The sequence below is a fragment of the Micromonospora sp. IBSANI012 genome (assembly GCF_052814045.1).
Genome location: NZ_CP199933.1, coordinates 1,407,125 through 1,422,586, shown reverse-complemented (window position 1 = coordinate 1,422,586; position 15,462 = coordinate 1,407,125). Strand labels below are relative to the sequence as shown.

At 75.3% G+C, this 15,462-nt stretch carries 20 protein-coding genes; 9 read left to right on the top strand and 11 right to left on the bottom strand.

Going from position 1 to position 15,462, the window contains the following annotated elements; translation table 11 throughout:
* Positions 1-202: 202 nt before the first annotated feature.
* Positions 203-409 (top strand): hypothetical protein, encoded by a 207-nt coding sequence (locus ACTWM8_RS06775; protein ID WP_446213064.1) that lies wholly within the window; start codon positions 203-205, stop codon positions 407-409.
* Between the two features lie 3 nt (positions 410-412).
* Here the strand turns inward: ACTWM8_RS06775 and ACTWM8_RS06770 are convergent, their stop codons facing one another.
* Entirely contained in the window at positions 413-820 is a 408-nt protein-coding gene (locus ACTWM8_RS06770) for a hypothetical protein (RefSeq protein ID WP_377603748.1), read from the bottom strand.
* A 2-nt stretch (positions 821-822) separates the two neighbouring features.
* Complete coding sequence (locus ACTWM8_RS06765) at positions 823-1,620, bottom strand: GNAT family N-acetyltransferase (RefSeq protein ID WP_377603750.1); 798 nt, start codon at positions 1,618-1,620, stop codon at positions 823-825.
* An 11-nt stretch (positions 1,621-1,631) separates the two neighbouring features.
* Between ACTWM8_RS06765 and ACTWM8_RS06760 the strand changes: the two genes are divergently transcribed.
* Genes ACTWM8_RS06760 through ACTWM8_RS06750 form a run of 3 tightly spaced genes read left to right on the top strand, consistent with a single transcriptional unit; the run spans position 1,632 to position 2,788 of the window.
* Positions 1,632-2,054, top strand: a complete 423-nt coding sequence (locus ACTWM8_RS06760; protein ID WP_446213063.1) for a YidH family protein — start codon at positions 1,632-1,634, stop codon at positions 2,052-2,054.
* The gene (locus ACTWM8_RS06755) at positions 2,051-2,350 is read left to right on the top strand and encodes a DUF202 domain-containing protein (RefSeq protein WP_446213062.1); all 300 of its coding nucleotides are present in this window, start codon (positions 2,051-2,053) and stop codon (positions 2,348-2,350) included. The genes ACTWM8_RS06760 and ACTWM8_RS06755 overlap by 4 nt, the downstream gene beginning before the upstream one ends.
* 27 nt (positions 2,351-2,377) lie before the next feature.
* Entirely contained in the window at positions 2,378-2,788 is a 411-nt protein-coding gene (locus tag ACTWM8_RS06750) for a PLDc N-terminal domain-containing protein (RefSeq protein WP_446213061.1), read from the top strand.
* 123 nt (positions 2,789-2,911) lie between these two features.
* On the opposite strand, the gene ACTWM8_RS06745 is transcribed toward ACTWM8_RS06750, so the two are convergent.
* The 4 genes from ACTWM8_RS06745 to ACTWM8_RS06730 form a co-directional block, all read right to left on the bottom strand.
* Positions 2,912-3,724, bottom strand: coding sequence for an ABC transporter permease (locus tag ACTWM8_RS06745; RefSeq protein ID WP_179803474.1), 813 nt, complete (start codon positions 3,722-3,724; stop codon positions 2,912-2,914).
* The gene (locus ACTWM8_RS06740; RefSeq protein ID WP_446213060.1) at positions 3,721-4,692 is read right to left on the bottom strand and encodes an ATP-binding cassette domain-containing protein; all 972 of its coding nucleotides are present in this window, start codon (positions 4,690-4,692) and stop codon (positions 3,721-3,723) included. Before ACTWM8_RS06740 ends, ACTWM8_RS06745 begins: the two co-directional genes overlap by 4 nt.
* Before the next feature lie 149 nt (positions 4,693-4,841).
* Positions 4,842-6,464, bottom strand: a complete 1,623-nt coding sequence (locus ACTWM8_RS06735) for an acetolactate synthase (protein WP_446213059.1) — start codon at positions 6,462-6,464, stop codon at positions 4,842-4,844.
* A gap of 123 nt (positions 6,465-6,587) precedes the next feature.
* On the bottom strand, positions 6,588-7,361 hold the full coding sequence (locus tag ACTWM8_RS06730; protein ID WP_446213058.1) for an enoyl-CoA hydratase-related protein: 774 nt from the start codon (positions 7,359-7,361) through the stop codon (positions 6,588-6,590).
* A 97-nt stretch (positions 7,362-7,458) separates the two neighbouring features.
* Here ACTWM8_RS06730 and ACTWM8_RS06725 point away from each other — a divergent pair, with 97 nt between their 5' ends.
* Positions 7,459-7,980, top strand: a complete 522-nt coding sequence (locus ACTWM8_RS06725) for a DUF6232 family protein (RefSeq protein WP_446213057.1) — start codon at positions 7,459-7,461, stop codon at positions 7,978-7,980.
* Here ACTWM8_RS06725 and ACTWM8_RS06720 read toward each other — a convergent pair.
* The gene (locus ACTWM8_RS06720; protein WP_446213056.1) at positions 7,926-8,327 is read right to left on the bottom strand and encodes a nuclear transport factor 2 family protein; all 402 of its coding nucleotides are present in this window, start codon (positions 8,325-8,327) and stop codon (positions 7,926-7,928) included. The two genes, ACTWM8_RS06725 and ACTWM8_RS06720, sit on opposite strands and share 55 nt — an antisense overlap.
* A gap of 330 nt (positions 8,328-8,657) precedes the next feature.
* On the opposite strand from ACTWM8_RS06720, the gene ACTWM8_RS06715 reads away from it, so the two are divergent.
* Both ACTWM8_RS06715 and ACTWM8_RS06710 read left to right on the top strand, forming a co-directional pair.
* Positions 8,658-9,140, top strand: coding sequence for a DUF6232 family protein (locus tag ACTWM8_RS06715; protein WP_446213055.1), 483 nt, complete (start codon positions 8,658-8,660; stop codon positions 9,138-9,140).
* Entirely contained in the window at positions 9,137-9,508 is a 372-nt protein-coding gene (locus ACTWM8_RS06710) for a hypothetical protein (RefSeq protein ID WP_446213054.1), read from the top strand. The genes ACTWM8_RS06715 and ACTWM8_RS06710 overlap by 4 nt, the downstream gene beginning before the upstream one ends.
* Before the next feature lie 54 nt (positions 9,509-9,562).
* On the opposite strand, the gene ACTWM8_RS06705 is transcribed toward ACTWM8_RS06710, so the two are convergent.
* On the bottom strand, positions 9,563-11,068 hold the full coding sequence (locus tag ACTWM8_RS06705; RefSeq protein WP_446213053.1) for a dienelactone hydrolase family protein: 1,506 nt from the start codon (positions 11,066-11,068) through the stop codon (positions 9,563-9,565).
* Between the two features lie 114 nt (positions 11,069-11,182).
* Here ACTWM8_RS06705 and ACTWM8_RS06700 point away from each other — a divergent pair, with 114 nt between their 5' ends.
* The gene (locus ACTWM8_RS06700) at positions 11,183-11,953 is read left to right on the top strand and encodes a hypothetical protein (protein ID WP_446213052.1); all 771 of its coding nucleotides are present in this window, start codon (positions 11,183-11,185) and stop codon (positions 11,951-11,953) included.
* A gap of 26 nt (positions 11,954-11,979) precedes the next feature.
* Here the strand turns inward: ACTWM8_RS06700 and ACTWM8_RS06695 are convergent, their stop codons facing one another.
* Complete coding sequence (locus ACTWM8_RS06695) at positions 11,980-12,438, bottom strand: rhodanese-like domain-containing protein (RefSeq protein ID WP_446213051.1); 459 nt, start codon at positions 12,436-12,438, stop codon at positions 11,980-11,982.
* A gap of 72 nt (positions 12,439-12,510) precedes the next feature.
* On the opposite strand from ACTWM8_RS06695, the gene ftrA reads away from it, so the two are divergent.
* A complete protein-coding gene (gene ftrA / locus ACTWM8_RS06690; RefSeq protein ID WP_446213050.1) occupies positions 12,511-13,470 on the top strand; it encodes a transcriptional regulator FtrA in 960 nt (319 codons plus the stop codon).
* A gap of 60 nt (positions 13,471-13,530) precedes the next feature.
* Here the strand turns inward: ftrA and ACTWM8_RS06685 are convergent, their stop codons facing one another.
* A complete protein-coding gene (locus ACTWM8_RS06685) occupies positions 13,531-14,433 on the bottom strand; it encodes a ribokinase (protein ID WP_446213049.1) in 903 nt (300 codons plus the stop codon).
* A 73-nt stretch (positions 14,434-14,506) separates the two neighbouring features.
* Positions 14,507-15,406, bottom strand: a complete 900-nt coding sequence (locus ACTWM8_RS06680; RefSeq protein ID WP_446213048.1) for an ABC transporter ATP-binding protein — start codon at positions 15,404-15,406, stop codon at positions 14,507-14,509.
* Between the last annotated feature and the right edge of the window lie 56 nt (positions 15,407-15,462).

Below are 15,462 nucleotides of genomic sequence, written 5' to 3'. Positions count from 1 at the left end.
TCCTGTTGGTGTGGCGATCGCTCGCCCGGTCACGGGCGCAGCCTCGCGCGTCCGTTGACGCCCGGTCAACCGCGGGCGCTTGTGCAGTTGCCCACGGCGCAATGTTACCTGCCAGTAGCTTCGGCTTCCTGGGCACTCAGAGTGACACAGCTCACCGGGGCCGCGCGCCCGGCTAGACTCACAAACCAGGAGGTGTCATGACATGTCGGGACAGGATGCGGGGCGTCCGGTCGGCGTGGCGGCCGGCGGCGACCACGCACCGGAGCGCTGCGGCCGCCCGGCAGAGGCGGAGGCGTACCGGTGCGCGTGCGGCCGGGTCCGTGACCTCTGCGTCCGCGACACCGTGCACACCGTCTGGACCGCGCCCGGCGGCGACCCGGCGGGCGGGCCGCCCCCGGCGAGCGGGTAGCGGTCACGCCGGCTCGGCGAGGGCTCCCCTGATCCGTTCGATCACGGCCGCCTCGGCCGGTGCGACCCCCCGGTGTGCCCGGGCCACCCGGTCGGCCGCCGCCAGCACCACGTCCCGGTACGCGGCCAGGTCCTGCGGCGACTTCGCCCGCAGGATGTCGACCGCCCGGCCGAGCGCCGGCAGCACCACGGACTCGACCTCCAGCGCGGAGTCCCGGGGCAACCTGGGCAGCGGCCCGGTGGTGAGCGCCTCCTTCACCACCCCGCTGGCGCCGTTGAGCGCCCCGGACGCGGCGATGCTCTCCCGGATCATGGCGAGCATGCCCGGATCGGCGTTCGACACCAGGAAGACCGCCCCGAACGCGCCGGTCTTGAGGGTGAGCCGCTCGTCGTCCGTCAGCCGCTGCTCCATCATCACGGAGTGTAGACGTACGGGGTGGTCGTGGTAACCGGTACGAAGCCGAGCCGCTGGAGGATCGGCCGGCTGTCCTCCGAGGCGTCCACCTGGAGCAACGCCTTGCCCCGCTGGTCCGCCAGGCGCGCCCGGTACGCCACCAGCGCCCGGTAGATGCCCCGGTGCCGCCACTGCTCCAACGTCGAGCCGCCCCACAGGCTGGCGAAGCCGGTGTTCGCCAGGTAGCGGACCCAGCCGGCGCTGACCACCCGCTCCCCCGCCTCGGCCACCACCACGGTGATCGACTGCGGGTCGGCGGCGATCTCCTTCTCCAGCCCGGTCACCAGGTGGCTGCGGTCGGCCTGCCACACCTCCTGCTCCATCGCGGCGATCCGCTCCAGGTCCGCCCGGGAGGTGACCTCGCGCAGGCGTACCCCCTCGGGCAGCACCGGGACGGCGCCGGCCAGCGGCGCGACCGGCCCGATCAGGACGGTCTCCCGGTCCTCCGGCACGAACCCGGCGGCGCGCAGCCGGTCGGCCAGGTCGGCGGGCTCGTCGTGGGCGTTCAGCTTCCACTCCACCGACTCACCCCGCTGCCGGAACAGCTCGACCTGCCGGGCGATCAGCGCGTCCAGCTCCGCGCCGGCCAGCCCGTCCAGCGTCCGGTAGGTGAGGAAGCCGCCGTGGTCGAGGCCGAGGATCCGGACCAGCGGGCCGTCCCGTTCGACGGTCACCCCGGCCGGCACCGGGTCCGGGATCTCCGGGCGGATCTGGCTGTCGTACGCGGCGCGCAGCGCGCCAGGCTCAAGATCGGTCATCCGTCCAGGCTATGCCCGACACAAAGCGGATAATCGGCGCCGTGTGGCAGGCGATCAGGCGGTGGTTCGACCCGTCGGAGCTCAGGTCGGTCGGCTCCGCCCCCGACTACCGCTTCTCGCTGGCCAACGAACGCACCTTCCTGGCCTGGCTGCGCACCGGGCTGGCGCTGATCGCCGGCGGGCTGGCCGCCGCCCAGTTCCTGCCACCGACGCCGGTGCGCCATCTGCGCGAGGCGATCGCGGTCGCGCTGCTGCTGCTCGGCGGCACCGTGGCGGTGCGGGCGGTGGACCACTGGGCGCGTACCGAACGGGCCATCCGGCTCGGCGAGGAGCTGCCGGTCTCCCGATTCCCCGCCGTGCTCGCCCTGATCGTCGGGCTGGGCGCGCTGCTGCTGGTGGGCGCGGTGCTGGCGAGGGGGGTCGGCGTTCGGTGACCGGCGACCCGGGGCTGCAAGCGGAGCGCACCCGGCTGGCCTGGCGGCGCACCGCCCTGGCGCTCACCGTGGTGACGGTGCTGGCGGTCCGGCTCGCCCTCACCGGGGACGTGCCCGGCGCGCTGCTCGCCGCGGCCGTGGTGCTGGTCTGGGCCGGGGCGGTGGCGGCCTGCTGGCTCCGGGCCGCGGGCAGCGGGCCGATCCGGGTCGGCCCGCCGGCCCTGCCCGCGGTCGCCCTGGCCACCGCCGTGCTGGCGCTGCTCGCCGTGCCGCTGGTCCTGCGCGGGATGTGGTGACGGGCCGCGGTGCGCCATCATGGGGGCATGGCCCGGTTGTCTCTCCTGCTCTTCGCGGTCCAGATCGTCCTGGCCGTCTGCGCGCTGATCAGCTGTCTCTCCGCCGACGAGGAGGACATCCGCGCGCTGCCCCGCATCGCGTGGGTGCTGATCATCCTGTTCTTCCCGCTGGTCGGCTCGATTGCCTGGTTCCTCGCCGGCCGCAAGGCCACCCCCGCCCGGCCCGGCCCGGCCGGCCCCGCCCCCACCGGACGGGACCGGCGCGGACCGGTCGCGCCCGACGACGACCCGGAGTTCCTCGACTCCATCGCCGAACACTCCCGTCGCGACGACGAGGAGCTGTTCCGCCGCTGGGAGGAGGACCTGCGCCGGCGGGAGGACGACCTGCGCCACCGCGAGGGCGACCCGCCGCGCGAGGAGGACCGCCCGGAGGTCTAGGCGGATCCCGCTCGCGCAGCCGCGGTGACGGGCACCCGCAGCGGCCCGGACGCGGCTTGCGCCGCGCTCGGTGCGGAAGCCCTCGCCGAGGCGTGGTGAAGACGGCCGGGGAGGCCGTCCGGCTCACACCCGACGCTTGAGCGCGCGCAGCGACAGCGGCGCGAAGAGCACCGCGATTCCCGCGCCCCAGAGCAGGGTCTGCAGCACCGGGCCGGCCACCGGGCCGCTGACCAGCAGCCCCCGCAACGCGTCGGCGACGACGGTGACCGGGTTGACCTCGACCCAGTTCTGCAACCAGCCGGGCATCCGGTCGGTGGGCACGAAGATGTTGCTGGTGAAGGTGAGCGGGAAGATCACCATGAAGCCGAAGATCTGCACCTTCTCCGGCTCGCTGACCAGCACCCCGACCAGCACCGAGATCCACGACGCGGCCAGGGTGAACGCCAGCAGCAGGGCGAACGCGGCCAGCACGCCGAGCGCACCGTTGCCGACCCGGAAGCCGAGGATCATCCCGACGCCGAGCAGCAGCGCGATCGACCAGGCCTGCTTGACCGTGTCGGCGAGGATCCGGCCGGCCAGCGGCGCCCAGCGGGCGATCGGCAGCGCCCGGAGCCGGTCGAAGACCCCCTTGGTCAGGTCGTTGTTCAACCCGAACCCGGTGGTCATGGTGGCGAAGAGCGCGTTCTGCACCATGATGCCGGGCAGCATGAAGGTCAGGTACTCGCCGGACGAGCCGGCGATCGCGGTGCCGAAGACGTAGGTGAAGAGCAGCACGAACATCACCGGCTGGATGCTCAGGTCGAGCAGCTCCATCGGGTTGTGCTTGATCTGCACCAGGCTGCGCCAGGCCAGGGTGAGGGTGTGCCGCAGGCCGGCGCCGACGCCGAGCCGGCGGGCCGGGGCGAGCGCGGGCGCGGGCGCGGTGACGGCGGTCATGCCGGGGTCCCTTCGAGTACGTCGGCGGAGGCGTCCTGCTCGGCCCGGTGGCCGGTGAGGGAGAGGAAGACCTCGTCCAGGCTGGAACCGCGCAGGGCCAGCTCCGCCACCTGGATCTCGGCGGCGTCGAGCCGGCGGACCACCGCGGGCAGCACGTCCGGGTCGTTCACCGGCACGGTGACGGTGGTCTGGGCGATCTCCGGCGTCGCCCGAGCCACCTCGCCGGCGATGGCCCGCACGGTCGGCAGGTCGGTCGGGTCGACCGGGCGCACGGTGAGCACCTGCCCGCCGGTCTTCGCCTTCAGCTCCTCGGGGGTGCCCTGGGCGATCACCCGCCCGTGGTCGACCACCGCGATCTGGCCGGCGAGCTGGTCGGCCTCCTCCAGGTACTGGGTGGTGAGCAGCACGGTCACCCCGTCGGCGACCAGGGTGCGCACGATGTCCCACAGCTCGTTGCGGCTGCGCGGGTCGAGCCCGGTGGTCGGCTCGTCGAGGAAGAGCACCTGCGGCCGCCCGACCAGGCTGGCCGCCAGGTCCAGCCGGCGGCGCATGCCACCGGAGTAGGTCTTGGCCGCCCGGCCGGCGGCGTCGGTGAGCTGGAAGTCGGCGAGCAGCTCGGCGGCGCGGGCCCGCGCCTGGGCCCGGCCGAGCCCGAGCAGCCGGCCGATGAGCAGCAGGTTCTCGGTGCCGGTGAGGGTCTCGTCGACGGAGGCGTACTGGCCGGTCAGACCGATCAGCTGGCGCACCCGGTGGGCGTCGCGGCCGACGTCGTACCCGCCGACCGTGGCGTGCCCCTCGTCCGGGGCGAGCAGGGTGGCGAGCACCCGTACCGCGGTGGTCTTTCCGGCGCCGTTGGGGCCGAGCAACCCGAATACCGTCCCCGTGGGAACCTCCAGGTCGACCCCGGCAAGGGCGGTGGTGGCGCCGAAGCGGCGCACCAGCCCCTCGGCGCGGATCGCGTATGTCATCAGAACTCCGATCGTTATCGCTGGTCGCCCAACGATGCGCGAGGGGTCTGACGTTACGGCGACGGCCGCTGACATTCCGCTGATTTAGCTGCTGACAGAACGCGACCGCCGCCGCCGGTCACCCGGCTGCGGCGGTCGCGGCGTCGTGGTCAGGCCAGGTTCGACGAGCGCGGGTACGCGTCGGTCGGGTCGGTGAGCACGTTGACCAGGTACGGCACCCCGGCGTCGAAGGCCCGGGCCAGGGCCGGCCCGAGGTCGGTGGCCTTGGCCACCGTCTCGCCGGCCCCGCCGAGCGCCTCGACCACCTTGTCGTAGCGCAGCTCCGGCTGGAGGTCGGCGGCGACGTCGTAGCCGTACATGGCCCGCATCGGGTGCTTCTCCAGCCCCCAGATGCCGTTGTTGCCGACCACGATGACCACCGGCAGCCGCTGCCGGACCAGGGACTCCACGTCCATCAGCGAGAAACCGGCGGCGCCGTCGCCCATCAGCACGCAGATCTGCCGGTCCGGGTGGCTGACCCGGGCGCCCATCGCGTAGCCCATGCCGGTGCCCAGGCACCCGTACGGGCCGGGGTCGAGCCAGGTGCCCGGCTGCGCCGGCTCCAGGTAGCGGCCGGCGTACGAGACGAAGTCGCCGCCGTCGCCGATGGTGATCGCGTCGGGGGCGAGCACCCGGCGCAGCTCGCCGTAGACCCGGGCCGGTCGGATCGGGTCGGTGTCGGCGGCCATCTCCTCGGCGTCGCGGGCCTTCGCGGCGTCCTCGGCGGTGCGCAGCTGGGCGATCCAGTCGGCGTGGTCGACCCGGTCGCCGGTCTGCCCGGCCAGCGCGGAGAGGATCAGCCGCAGGTCGCCGGCGGGGCTGGCGGCGGGCTGGACGTGCCCGGCCCGCTGGCTGGGGGCGTCGACGATGTGCACCACCGCCGCGTCGCCGAAGTCGCCGAAGCTGAGCCGGAAGTCCAGCGGGGTGCCGATGACGACGACCACGTCGGCGCCCTTCAGGGCGACCCGGCGGGCCTTGGCGAAGGCGAGCGGGTGCTCCGGCGGCAGCGCCCCGCGCCCCATGCCGTTGGTGAAGACCGGCACCCCGAGCGCCTCGGCGGCCTCGCGGAGGGCGGCGACCGCGTCGCCGGCGTACACGTCGGAGCCGGCGATGAACACCGGGCGCTGCGCGCCCGCGATCAGCCGGCCGGCGCGGGCCACCTCGTCCGGGTCCGGCTCGACCGGCGCGACGGCGACCGGCGCGGGCAGCTCGGCGTCGCCGACGCTGAAGACCGCCTCCAGCGGGAAGTCCAGGAAGGCCGGACCCCGGTGCGGGGTGAGCGCGCTGGTCAGGGCGGCGGTGACGGCGCGCGGGATGTCGTCGGTGCTGAACACCGTCTCGGCGTGCTTGGTGACCGGGGCGACCAGCGGCAGGTGGTCCATCTCCTGGAGGCTGCCCGAGCCCCAGCGGAACTGCGGCGCCCGCCCGCCCAGCACCAGCACCGGGGAGGCGTTGAAGAACGCGCTGGTCAGCCCCGAGACGCCGTTGGTGACGCCGGGGCCGGCGGTGAGCACGGCCAGGCCGGGACGGCGGTTGAGCTTGGCCACCGCCTCGGCGGCGAAGACCGCCGACTGCTCGTGCCGCACGTCGTAGAGCGGGAACCCGTGCTTGTGGGCGGCGTCGTAGAGCGGGAAGACGTGCCCGCCGGAGAGGGTGAACATCTCCCGTACGCCGTTGGCGCGCAGCGCCGCCAGCGCGAGCTCCCCGCCGTGGCCCTCGACCCGTTCCGTCATCGCCGCTCCCCTCGTCACCTGACCGGTGTCACACGCTACTGGCCGGTACGGAGGATGTGAACACTTCTCGGTTCACCTGGCGGGCCGGCGACCACACGCGGGGTCGCCGGCCCGAGCCGACGGTCAGCGGCCGGTGAAGTCCGGCTTGCGCTTCGCCACGAAGGCGGCCATGCCCTCGCGCCGGTCGTCGGTGGCGAAGAGCGCCGCGAAGAGCTGGCTCTCCCAGGCCAGACCGGAGTTGAGGTCCATGTCCAGGCCGCCGTCGACGGCGAGCTTCGCCGCGCGCAGCGCCTGCACCGGGCCGGTCAGGTACGGCGTCACCAGCTCGACGGCCGTGTCGTAGACCTGCGCGGCCGGGGCGACCCGGTCGACCAGGCCGATCCGCAGCGCCTCCTGGGCGTCCACCATCCGGCCGGACATGATCAGGTCCTTGGCGCGGGCCGGGCCGACCAGGCGGGCCAGCCGCTGGGTGCCGCCGGCGCCGGGGATGATGCCGAGCTTGATCTCCGGCTGGCCGAGCTTGGCGTCCTCGGCCACCACGCGCCAGTCGCAGGCCAGGGCCAGCTCGCAGCCGCCGCCGAGGGCGTACCCGGTGATCGCGGCGACCACCGGCTTGGGGATCCGGGCGATCGCGCCGAGGGCGCTGGACAGGTCCGCGGCCCGCTCCGCCATGTCCACGTAGGACATGTCGGCCATCTCCTTGATGTCCGCGCCGGCGGCGAAGACCTTCTCCCCGCCGTACACGATGACGGCGCGGACGCCGGGGTCGGCGGTGGCCGCCGCGGCCGCGGCGCGCAACTCCTCCTGCACCTGGGTGTTGAGCGCGTTCATCGGCGGCCGCTCCAGCCGGATGGTGCCGATGCCGTCCTTGGTCTCCAGCCGCACGAACCCGCTCACGCTGCCCTCACTTCCTCGTCGAAGTCGCGTGCCAACCTTACGGCCCGGTCGTTGGAGTACGTAGGCTGGTGTCAGCCCCGCCACCGGGAGTGCCGCCATGATCACGTACTACGACGACAGGTCGGTGCAGGTCACCTCCACCGCGATCCGGGTGGACGGGCGGACCTTCCCGCTCGCCGAGATCGGCATGGTCTGGCACCAGCGGGGCAGCCGTTCGTGGCGGGTGCTCGCCGGGCGCGGCGCCCTGGGCGTGGCGCTGGCCGGCCCCCTGGTCGCCGCCGTGCTGGGCGTGGCGCTGGCCGTCTGGCTGCACCGCTCGCTCACCGTCACCGTCGCGATCGTGGGCGCCTCGGTGCTGCTCGGGCTCGCCGTCGGCCCGCTCGCCGACTTCCTCTTCGAACACCTCGACCGCTCGTACGCCCGGGGCAGCCGGCAGTGGGAGATGTGGGCCCGCTGGCGGGGCCGGCCGGTGCTGCTGCTGCGCACCGGTGACGCGCTGCGCTTCGGTCAGGTCTACCGGGCGGTGCAGCGGGCGATGGAGAGCCGCCGCCCGGTGCCCGGCGCTCAGAACTCGATCGGCCCGTCGGGCAACATCTCCAGCCCCCGCAGCAGGCCGTAGAGGTCCTGCTCGCCCCAGAACTGCACGATCCGGCCGCCGGCCAGCCGGTACATCTTGCAGGCGCTCTGCACCGCCGTGGCGCCGGTGGCGTCCCGCCGGTAGGTCTGGGCCATCGAGACGACCACCCGGTCGCCCGCCGCGAAGAGCTCCCGGATCTCCTGGTCGAGCACGGTCAACCCCGGCGCGGCGACGGCCCCTTCGACGAAGTGCCGGCCCCGGACGGCCCGGCCGGACCCGTAGATCTCCACGTCCTCGGCGACCACCGCCCGCAGCTCGGCCAGGTCCCGGGTGACGAACGTCCGCAGGTAGCGGCGGACCACCTCGACGTTGCGCTCGCTGTCGGCCATGCGCCCGGACGGTACGCCGCCCGACCGTCCCGCGCCGTCCCGCCGCGACGCCGCCGGTCCCCCGGTCCGCGCTCCCTTGGCCACCGGCCCTGTGTGGGGTCCCGGGTGGTGGCGGGTGGCCCCCGGACGCTGTGGAGCTGATGTCGTCAACGACTCAGTCGCAGCGGGACGGGCCTGCCCCTGAGCGAGCCGGATGATTCATCGACGACATCAGCTCTGCAGCGTCCCAACACCACGCCCGGAGCCCGAGCGGACGCGCGGACCGGAGAGGCGACCGGCTGCCGGAGCGACGGGGGCGGGGTCTTGCCCACGGATGGTTAGGGTCTAGTGATGACCCTCTATTACCGGGACGACACCGTCCAGGTGACCTCGGAGTCGATCCGGGCCGGTGGGCACGCGGTCCGGATCGCCGACGTGACGTACGTCTGGCACGCGCGGGGTGCGACGACGCTGGCCGTCCGGGGGCGGGTGCTGGGCCGGGGCGTCCTCGTGCTGCTGCTCTCGCTGCCACCACTGGTGGCGCTGGTCTGCGTGGTCTCGCTGGCCTGGTCGGCGCAGGACCGGGGCAACTGGAAGCTGGCGCTGGTCATCCTCGCCGGTTGCGCGGTCGGCGCGCTGGCCCTGACCCCGTTCCTGGAGGTGCCGCTGAGCTGGCTGGACCGCTCCTACGAGCGCGGCAACCGGGTGCACGAGCTGTGGGTGCAGCACCACGGGCAGGAGATGATGCTGGTGCGCACCCCGGACGCGTTACGGTTCGGGCAGATCTACCGGGCCGTGCAGCGCGCCGTCGAGCACCAGGGAGAGCATCGTTGACCACCCGTCGTGGCGAGGCTGCCGCCCTGGCCGGCCTGCTGGCCACCGCCGGCGTCATCCATTTCCTCAAGCCCCGGTTCTACGACCCGATCGTGCCGCGCGCGCTGCCCGGGCCGGCCCGCTTCTGGACCTACGCCAGTGGGGCCGCCGAGCTGGCGGTGGCGGCGGCGGTCGCCCACCCGGCGACCCGGCGGCGCGGTGGGCTGGCCGCCGCCGCGCTCTTCGCCGCGGTGCTGCCGGCGAACGTGCAGATGGCGGCGGACTGGCGGGACAGAGGGCCGGCCCGGCGGGCGGTCGCCTACGGCCGGCTGCCGTTGCAGGCGCCGCTGATCTGGTGGGCGCTGCGGGTGGCGCGCCGGCGGCCATGACGACCCGGCGCGTGCTGCACCCTCGGCACGGGACGGATCCCAAGCCGGCAAAGGTCAGGTCAGCGGCAGGGTGGTGGCCATCGGCCAGGCCAGCAGCGCCGCACCGACCAGGGCCGGCAGCCACCGGGGCGCGCCGACCCGGCGCAGCACCGCCGCCCAGGCCGCCTGCCAGCCGACCAGCACCGCGAAGAGCGGCACCACCAGCAGCACGAACCCGGGTGCCAGCCCCACCACGGCCGAGGCGGTCAGGGCCAGCACGGCGATCCCGCCGACGGCCGCGTACCGCCAGCTCCGCCCGGCCGTCGCCAACTCCGCGCCGGTGAGGAAGACCAGGCAGGCGGCGGCCACCACGGGCAGCAGCCACCACCGGTCGCCCACCGGCAGCGCCGAGGTGAACCCGAGGTGGATCGGCACGGCGACGGCGGTCACCGCGTACCCGGTGAGCAGGACGGCGGCGACCGCGGACCGCACCGGCGCGCGGCGGGCGACCGGCGCGGTCGCCGGGACCGGGGCCGAGGTGGCGGCGGGCAGCGGCCACCACCGCGCGGCGGCGACGAGCAGCACGCCGGTCACCAGCAGGAAACCGGTGACGTGACCGCCGACCGCGAGCGGAAGCCGGGTGGTCGGCGCCAGCGCGCCGACCAGCGCACCCAGGCCGGCGGCGGACGCCGCCACCGCCAGCACCGCGGGGGTCGGGGCGGCCGGCCGGGACGGCCGGGACCGGCGGCCGAGCAGCAGGGTCGCCAGCGGGACGAAGCCGAGCCCGAACCCGAGCAGCAGCAACCCGGCCGGCGCCAGCCGCGCGAGGGGTCGCGGCGGATCGCCGCCGCCACCCACCCACGCCGCGACCTCGTCATGGGTACGACCGGCGAAGAGCACCGAGATGTGCTCGACGCCGGGTACGACCACCAGCCGCCGCCCGACGCCTCGGCGGGACGTCGCCTCGGCGGTGTCGCGGAAGGCGGGGAACTCCGCGCCGCCGACGATGAGCAGCAGCCCGTCCGGCCGACCGTCGGGCAGGTCGTCGGAGTCGGGCAGCGAGATCGCGACGGTGCGGGCGACGTCCGGGTGGCCGGCGGCGTAGCGGGTGACCGCGCCGGCGCCCATCGAGTGTCCGACCAGGACGATCCGCGCCGGGTCGACGTCCGGCCGGGTACGCAGGTACGCGACGGCGACGGACAGGTCATGCTCCAGGGTGGCGCGGGAGTCGGCGGCGTCCCGCCCGGCGCCGGGCAGCCGGGCCGGGTTGGCGCCGTGCCCGGCGACGTCGAGCAGCAGCGCGACCGCGCCCTGCCGGGCCACCGTGTCGGCGATCGGGCGCATCAGCCGGGCCGAGCCGGCGAACCCGTGGGCGATCACCACACCGGGTCGGCGGCCCGCCACGCCGGTGGCCCGCACCTCGGTCAACGGCACCCCGTCGATGGTCGCCCGTCGGGTGCTCAGCCCCGCGTCGGCCCGGGCCAGCCCGTACCCGCCGAACGCCAGGGCGAGCGCGGCGAGGACCGCGAGGACCGCGACCCGGCGGGCGGCCGGCGTGGCGCCGAGGGGGCGGACCGACATGCCCGGCACCCTATCGCCCGAGCGGGCGGGCCGGTGCCCGCGCGACGCCCGGCCGGGCAGTGACCGGGACCGCGCCGTCGGGCGCGGGTGGCCGGGCCGACGCACACTGGTCACATGGCTATCCCCCTCCCCCGGCCGACCGCGGTCGTCGGCCTCACCCGCTCCGCCCTCGACCAGGCGTTCGGCTCGGCCGCCTCGTTCGCCGCCGTGCCGGCCCGCGCGTTCGCGGTGCTCGACGGCGTGGAGGCGCTGCTGGCCCGGATCAACGGGGTGGTGGACCGGATCGAGGGCACCCTGGACCGGACCGACCGGGTGCTCACCGACGCCGAGGCGGCGGTCCGCGAGGTCGCGGTGATCAGCGCGGCGGCGACCACCGCGATCGAGACCGCCACCGAGGTCGCCGCGGCGGCCGCGGTGGTGGTCGGCGAGGCCGAGCAGGTGTCCGGCGCGGCGGCCGTGGTGGTCGGGGAGGCCGAGCGGGTGGCCCGGGCGGCCGGCACGGTGGTCGCCGAGGCGGACGCCGTCGCCGGCCGGGCCGCGGGCACCATCGCCGCCGCCGAGCAGGCCACCGCCACTGCGGGCGAGCTGATGGCGGCGTACGAGCCGGCGCTGCGCCGGGGCGCACCGATGGCGACCCGCTTCGTGGAGCAGCTCAGCCACGAGGAGGTGACCGCGGCGATCCGGCTGGTGGACGAGCTGCCCAAGCTCAAGGAGCACCTGACCGCCGACATCCTGCCGATCCTGGCCACCCTCGACCGGGTCGGCCCGGACCTGCACGACCTGCTCGACGTCACCCGCGACCTCAAGCTCGCCGTCGCCGGCATCCCCGGCCTCGGCATGCTGCGCCGCCGGGGCGAGCGCCTCACCGACGACCCGACCGACTGACCGACCGGGGCCGGGGCCGGGGCCGGTCAGCAGTCGCAGCGGGCGGTGGCGCGCGGGGCGGTCAGGTCGTCGACCGGCCGGCGGATCTCCCCGGTCGGGGTACGCACCGGCAGCCCCTCCCGGACCCAGTACTCGTAGCCGCCCAGCATCTCCTTGACCCGGTAGCCGAGGCGGGCGAACTCCAGCGCCGCCCGGGTGGCGCCGTTGCACCCCGGCCCCCAGCAGTAGATGACCACCAGCGAACCGGCCGGCACCAGCTCGGCGGCACGAGTGGCGATCTCGGCCGTCGGCAGGTGCACCGCGCCGGGCAGGTGCCCCTGCCGCCAGGCGTCCGGCCCCCGCGAGTCGACCACCACCAGGTTCGGCACCCGGGCGGTCAGGTCGGCGTGCACGTCGCTGACGTCGGTCTCGAAGGTCAGCCGGTCGAGGAAGTGGGCGGCGGCGACGGCGGGGTCGGCCGGCGGCACCGAAAGCGTGTACGACATGCCTCCGATCCTCGGCCGGCCACCGCCACCGGCGGGAGTGGCGGGAACGACGTCCTCCGCTAACATCCCGCCATGACCCGTACGGTGGCCGTGCTGGCGTACCCGGGGATGTCGGTCTTCGAGACCGGCATCGTCACCGAGGTGTTCGGGCTGGCCCGCCCCGAGTTCGACGTCAACTGGTACGCGCTGACCGTCTGCGCCGAACGCCCCGGCCCGGTACCGGTGGTCGGCGGCGCCGCCCTGCACACCCCGTACGGCCTCGACGTGCTGGCCCGGGCCGGGACGGTGATCGTCCCCGGCGTGCCCGACGTGACCGCCGAGCCGTCACCGGAGCTGGTCACCGCGTTGCGCCGGGCGCATGGGGCCGGCGCGCGGATCATGTCGATCTGCTCCGGGGCGTTCGCGCTCGCCGGCGCCGGCCTGCTCGATGGCCGGCGCGCCACCACCCACTGGCGGTACGCCGACCTGCTGGCCCGGCGGTACCCGCGCGTCGAGGTCGACCCGGACGTGCTCTATCTGGACGACGGCGACGTGCTGACCAGCGCGGGCAGCGCCGCCGGCCTGGACCTCTGCGTGCACGTCGTCCGCCGGGACTTCGGCGCGGCGATCGCCAACGCGGTGGCCCGGCGACTGGTGATCCCGCCGCACCGCGACGGCGGGCAGGCGCAGTTCATCGAGGCGCCGGTGCCGGCCGACCCGGGCGACGACCGGATCGCCCGCAGCATGGACTGGGCGCTGGCCCACCTCGCCGAGCCACTGACCGTACAGCGGCTGGCCCGGCAGGCGCACATGTCCTCCCGTACCTACCTGCGGCAGTTCGCCCGGGCCGCCGGGACCAGCCCGATCCGCTGGCTGATCGACCAGCGGGTGCGGGCCAGTCTGGTGCTGCTGGAGTCGACCGGGCTGCCGGTCGCCGAGGTGGCCCGGTCGGTCGGGTTCGACAGCGCGGTCACCTACCGGCACCACTTCGGTCGGGCGATGCGGACCTCGCCGTCGGCGTACCGCCGGGCCTTCCCGCGCGACGCCGCCTGACCTGGCGGGCGGGCGTGACCGGGCGCTCCGGGGTCGGCCGGGGACACGGGCTGGGTGGCGTCAGCCGGCCGGCGGGGCGTAGAGCGCGTCGATCTCGTCCCGCCGGGGCAGCGCCACCGAGGCGCCGAGCCGGCGTACGCAGGCCGCGCCGGCCGCCGCGGCCCAGCGCACCGCGTCCAGCACCTCCCGGCCCTCGCCCCAGGCCACCGCCAGCGCGGCGGTGAACGCGTCGCCCGCGGCGGTGGTGTCGACGACGGCCACCTCGACCGCCGGCACGTGCACGTCCGCGCCGTCCCGGTCGCCGTACCAGGCGCCCTCACCGCCCAGGGTCAGCACCGCGCGGGGCACCAGTTCCAGCAGCGCACGCGGCTCGTCCCGACCCCGGCCGGTGAGTGCCTGCGCCTCCGGCTCGTTGACCACGAGCAGGTCCACCGCGGCCAGCAGCTCGGCCGGCACCTGCCGGGCCGGCGCGGCGTTGAGGATGACCCGGGTGCCGGCCTCCCGGGCCGCCAGCGCCGCCGCGGTCACCGTCTCGACCGGGATCTCCAGCTGCGCGACCAGCACGTCCGCCTCGCGTACGGCGTCCAGCTCGCCACCGGTGAGGCCGGTGAAGGCGGTGTTGGCGCCGGGGGTCACCAGGATGGCGTTCTCCCCGACGGCGTTGACCATGACCAGCGCCACCCCGGACGCGCCGTAGACCACCCGCAGCTGGCCGGTGTCCACCCCGGCGGCGGTGATCCGGGCGCGCAGCGTGACGCCGAAGGCGTCGGAGCCGATCGCGCCGAGGAAGGCGCAGGAGGCTCCGGCCCGGACCGCGGCGATCGCCTGGTTGGCGCCCTTGCCGCCGGGCACCGTCACGAAGTCGCTGCCCAGCACGGTCTCCCCCGGCCGGGGCAGCGCCGGGCCGGTGCCGACGAGGTCCATGTTCGCGCTGCCCACCACGACGACCCGGGTCTGCCGCACCACGACCTCCTGCCGACCTGCACGTTGCGGCGAGTCTAGGACCAGCCGTCGGGCCGGGAGCCGGGCGGCCGGCTCAGGCGGCCCGGGCGGTGTACCGCTCGCCGCGCCGCTCGACCACCAGCGGCAGGCCGAAGGTCTTGGAGAGGTTGTCGTCGCTGAGCGTCTCGGCGAGCAGCCCCTGGGCGACCACCCCGCCCTCGCGCAGCAGCAGCGCGTGGGTGAAGCCCGGCGGGATCTCCTCGACGTGGTGGGTGACCAGGACGAGGGCGGGGGCGTCCGGGTCGTACGCCAGCTCGGCCAGCCGGGCCACCAGGTCCTCGCGCCCGCCCAGGTCGAGCCCGGCGGCCGGCTCGTCGAGGAGCAGCAGCTCGGGGTCGGTCATCAGGGCGCGGGCGATCTGCACCCGCTTGCGCTCGCCCTCGGAGAGCGTCCCGTACGCCCGCTCGGCGAGATGCCCGACGCCCAACTGCCCGAGCAGCGCGCGGGCCCGGGACTCGTCGGTGCGGTCGTAGCTCTCCCGCCACCGGCCGACCACCGACCAGGCGGCGGTGACGACCACGTCGCTGACCCGCTCCTCGGCGGGTACCCGCTCGGCCAGCGCGGCGGTGGAGAGGCCGATCCGCATCCGCAGCTCGTTGACGTCGGTGCGGCCGATCCGCTCGCCGAGCACGTGCGCGGTGCCGCTGGTCGGGTGCAGCCGGCCGGCGGCCAGGTTGAGCAGGGTGGTCTTGCCCGCGCCGTTGGGGCCGAGGACGACCCACCGCTCGTCGAGCTCGACCCGCCAGTCCACGTCGTGCAGCAGCGCGGTGCCGGAGCGCTTGACGCCGACACCGTCGAGGCTGACCACCAGATCCGCGTCCACGGGGGCGGGGGCGGCGGGGGCGCCGGCGGCGCCGGGGATCAGGTCACCAGTCACCGCTCCATCCAACCACGCAGCCCGCGGGGTGCCCCCCACGGGCGAGGCCCTGGCCATAAGGTGAGGCGCCGTGTCGTTGGTCACCACAGCCGGAGGACGTGCCATGCCCGATC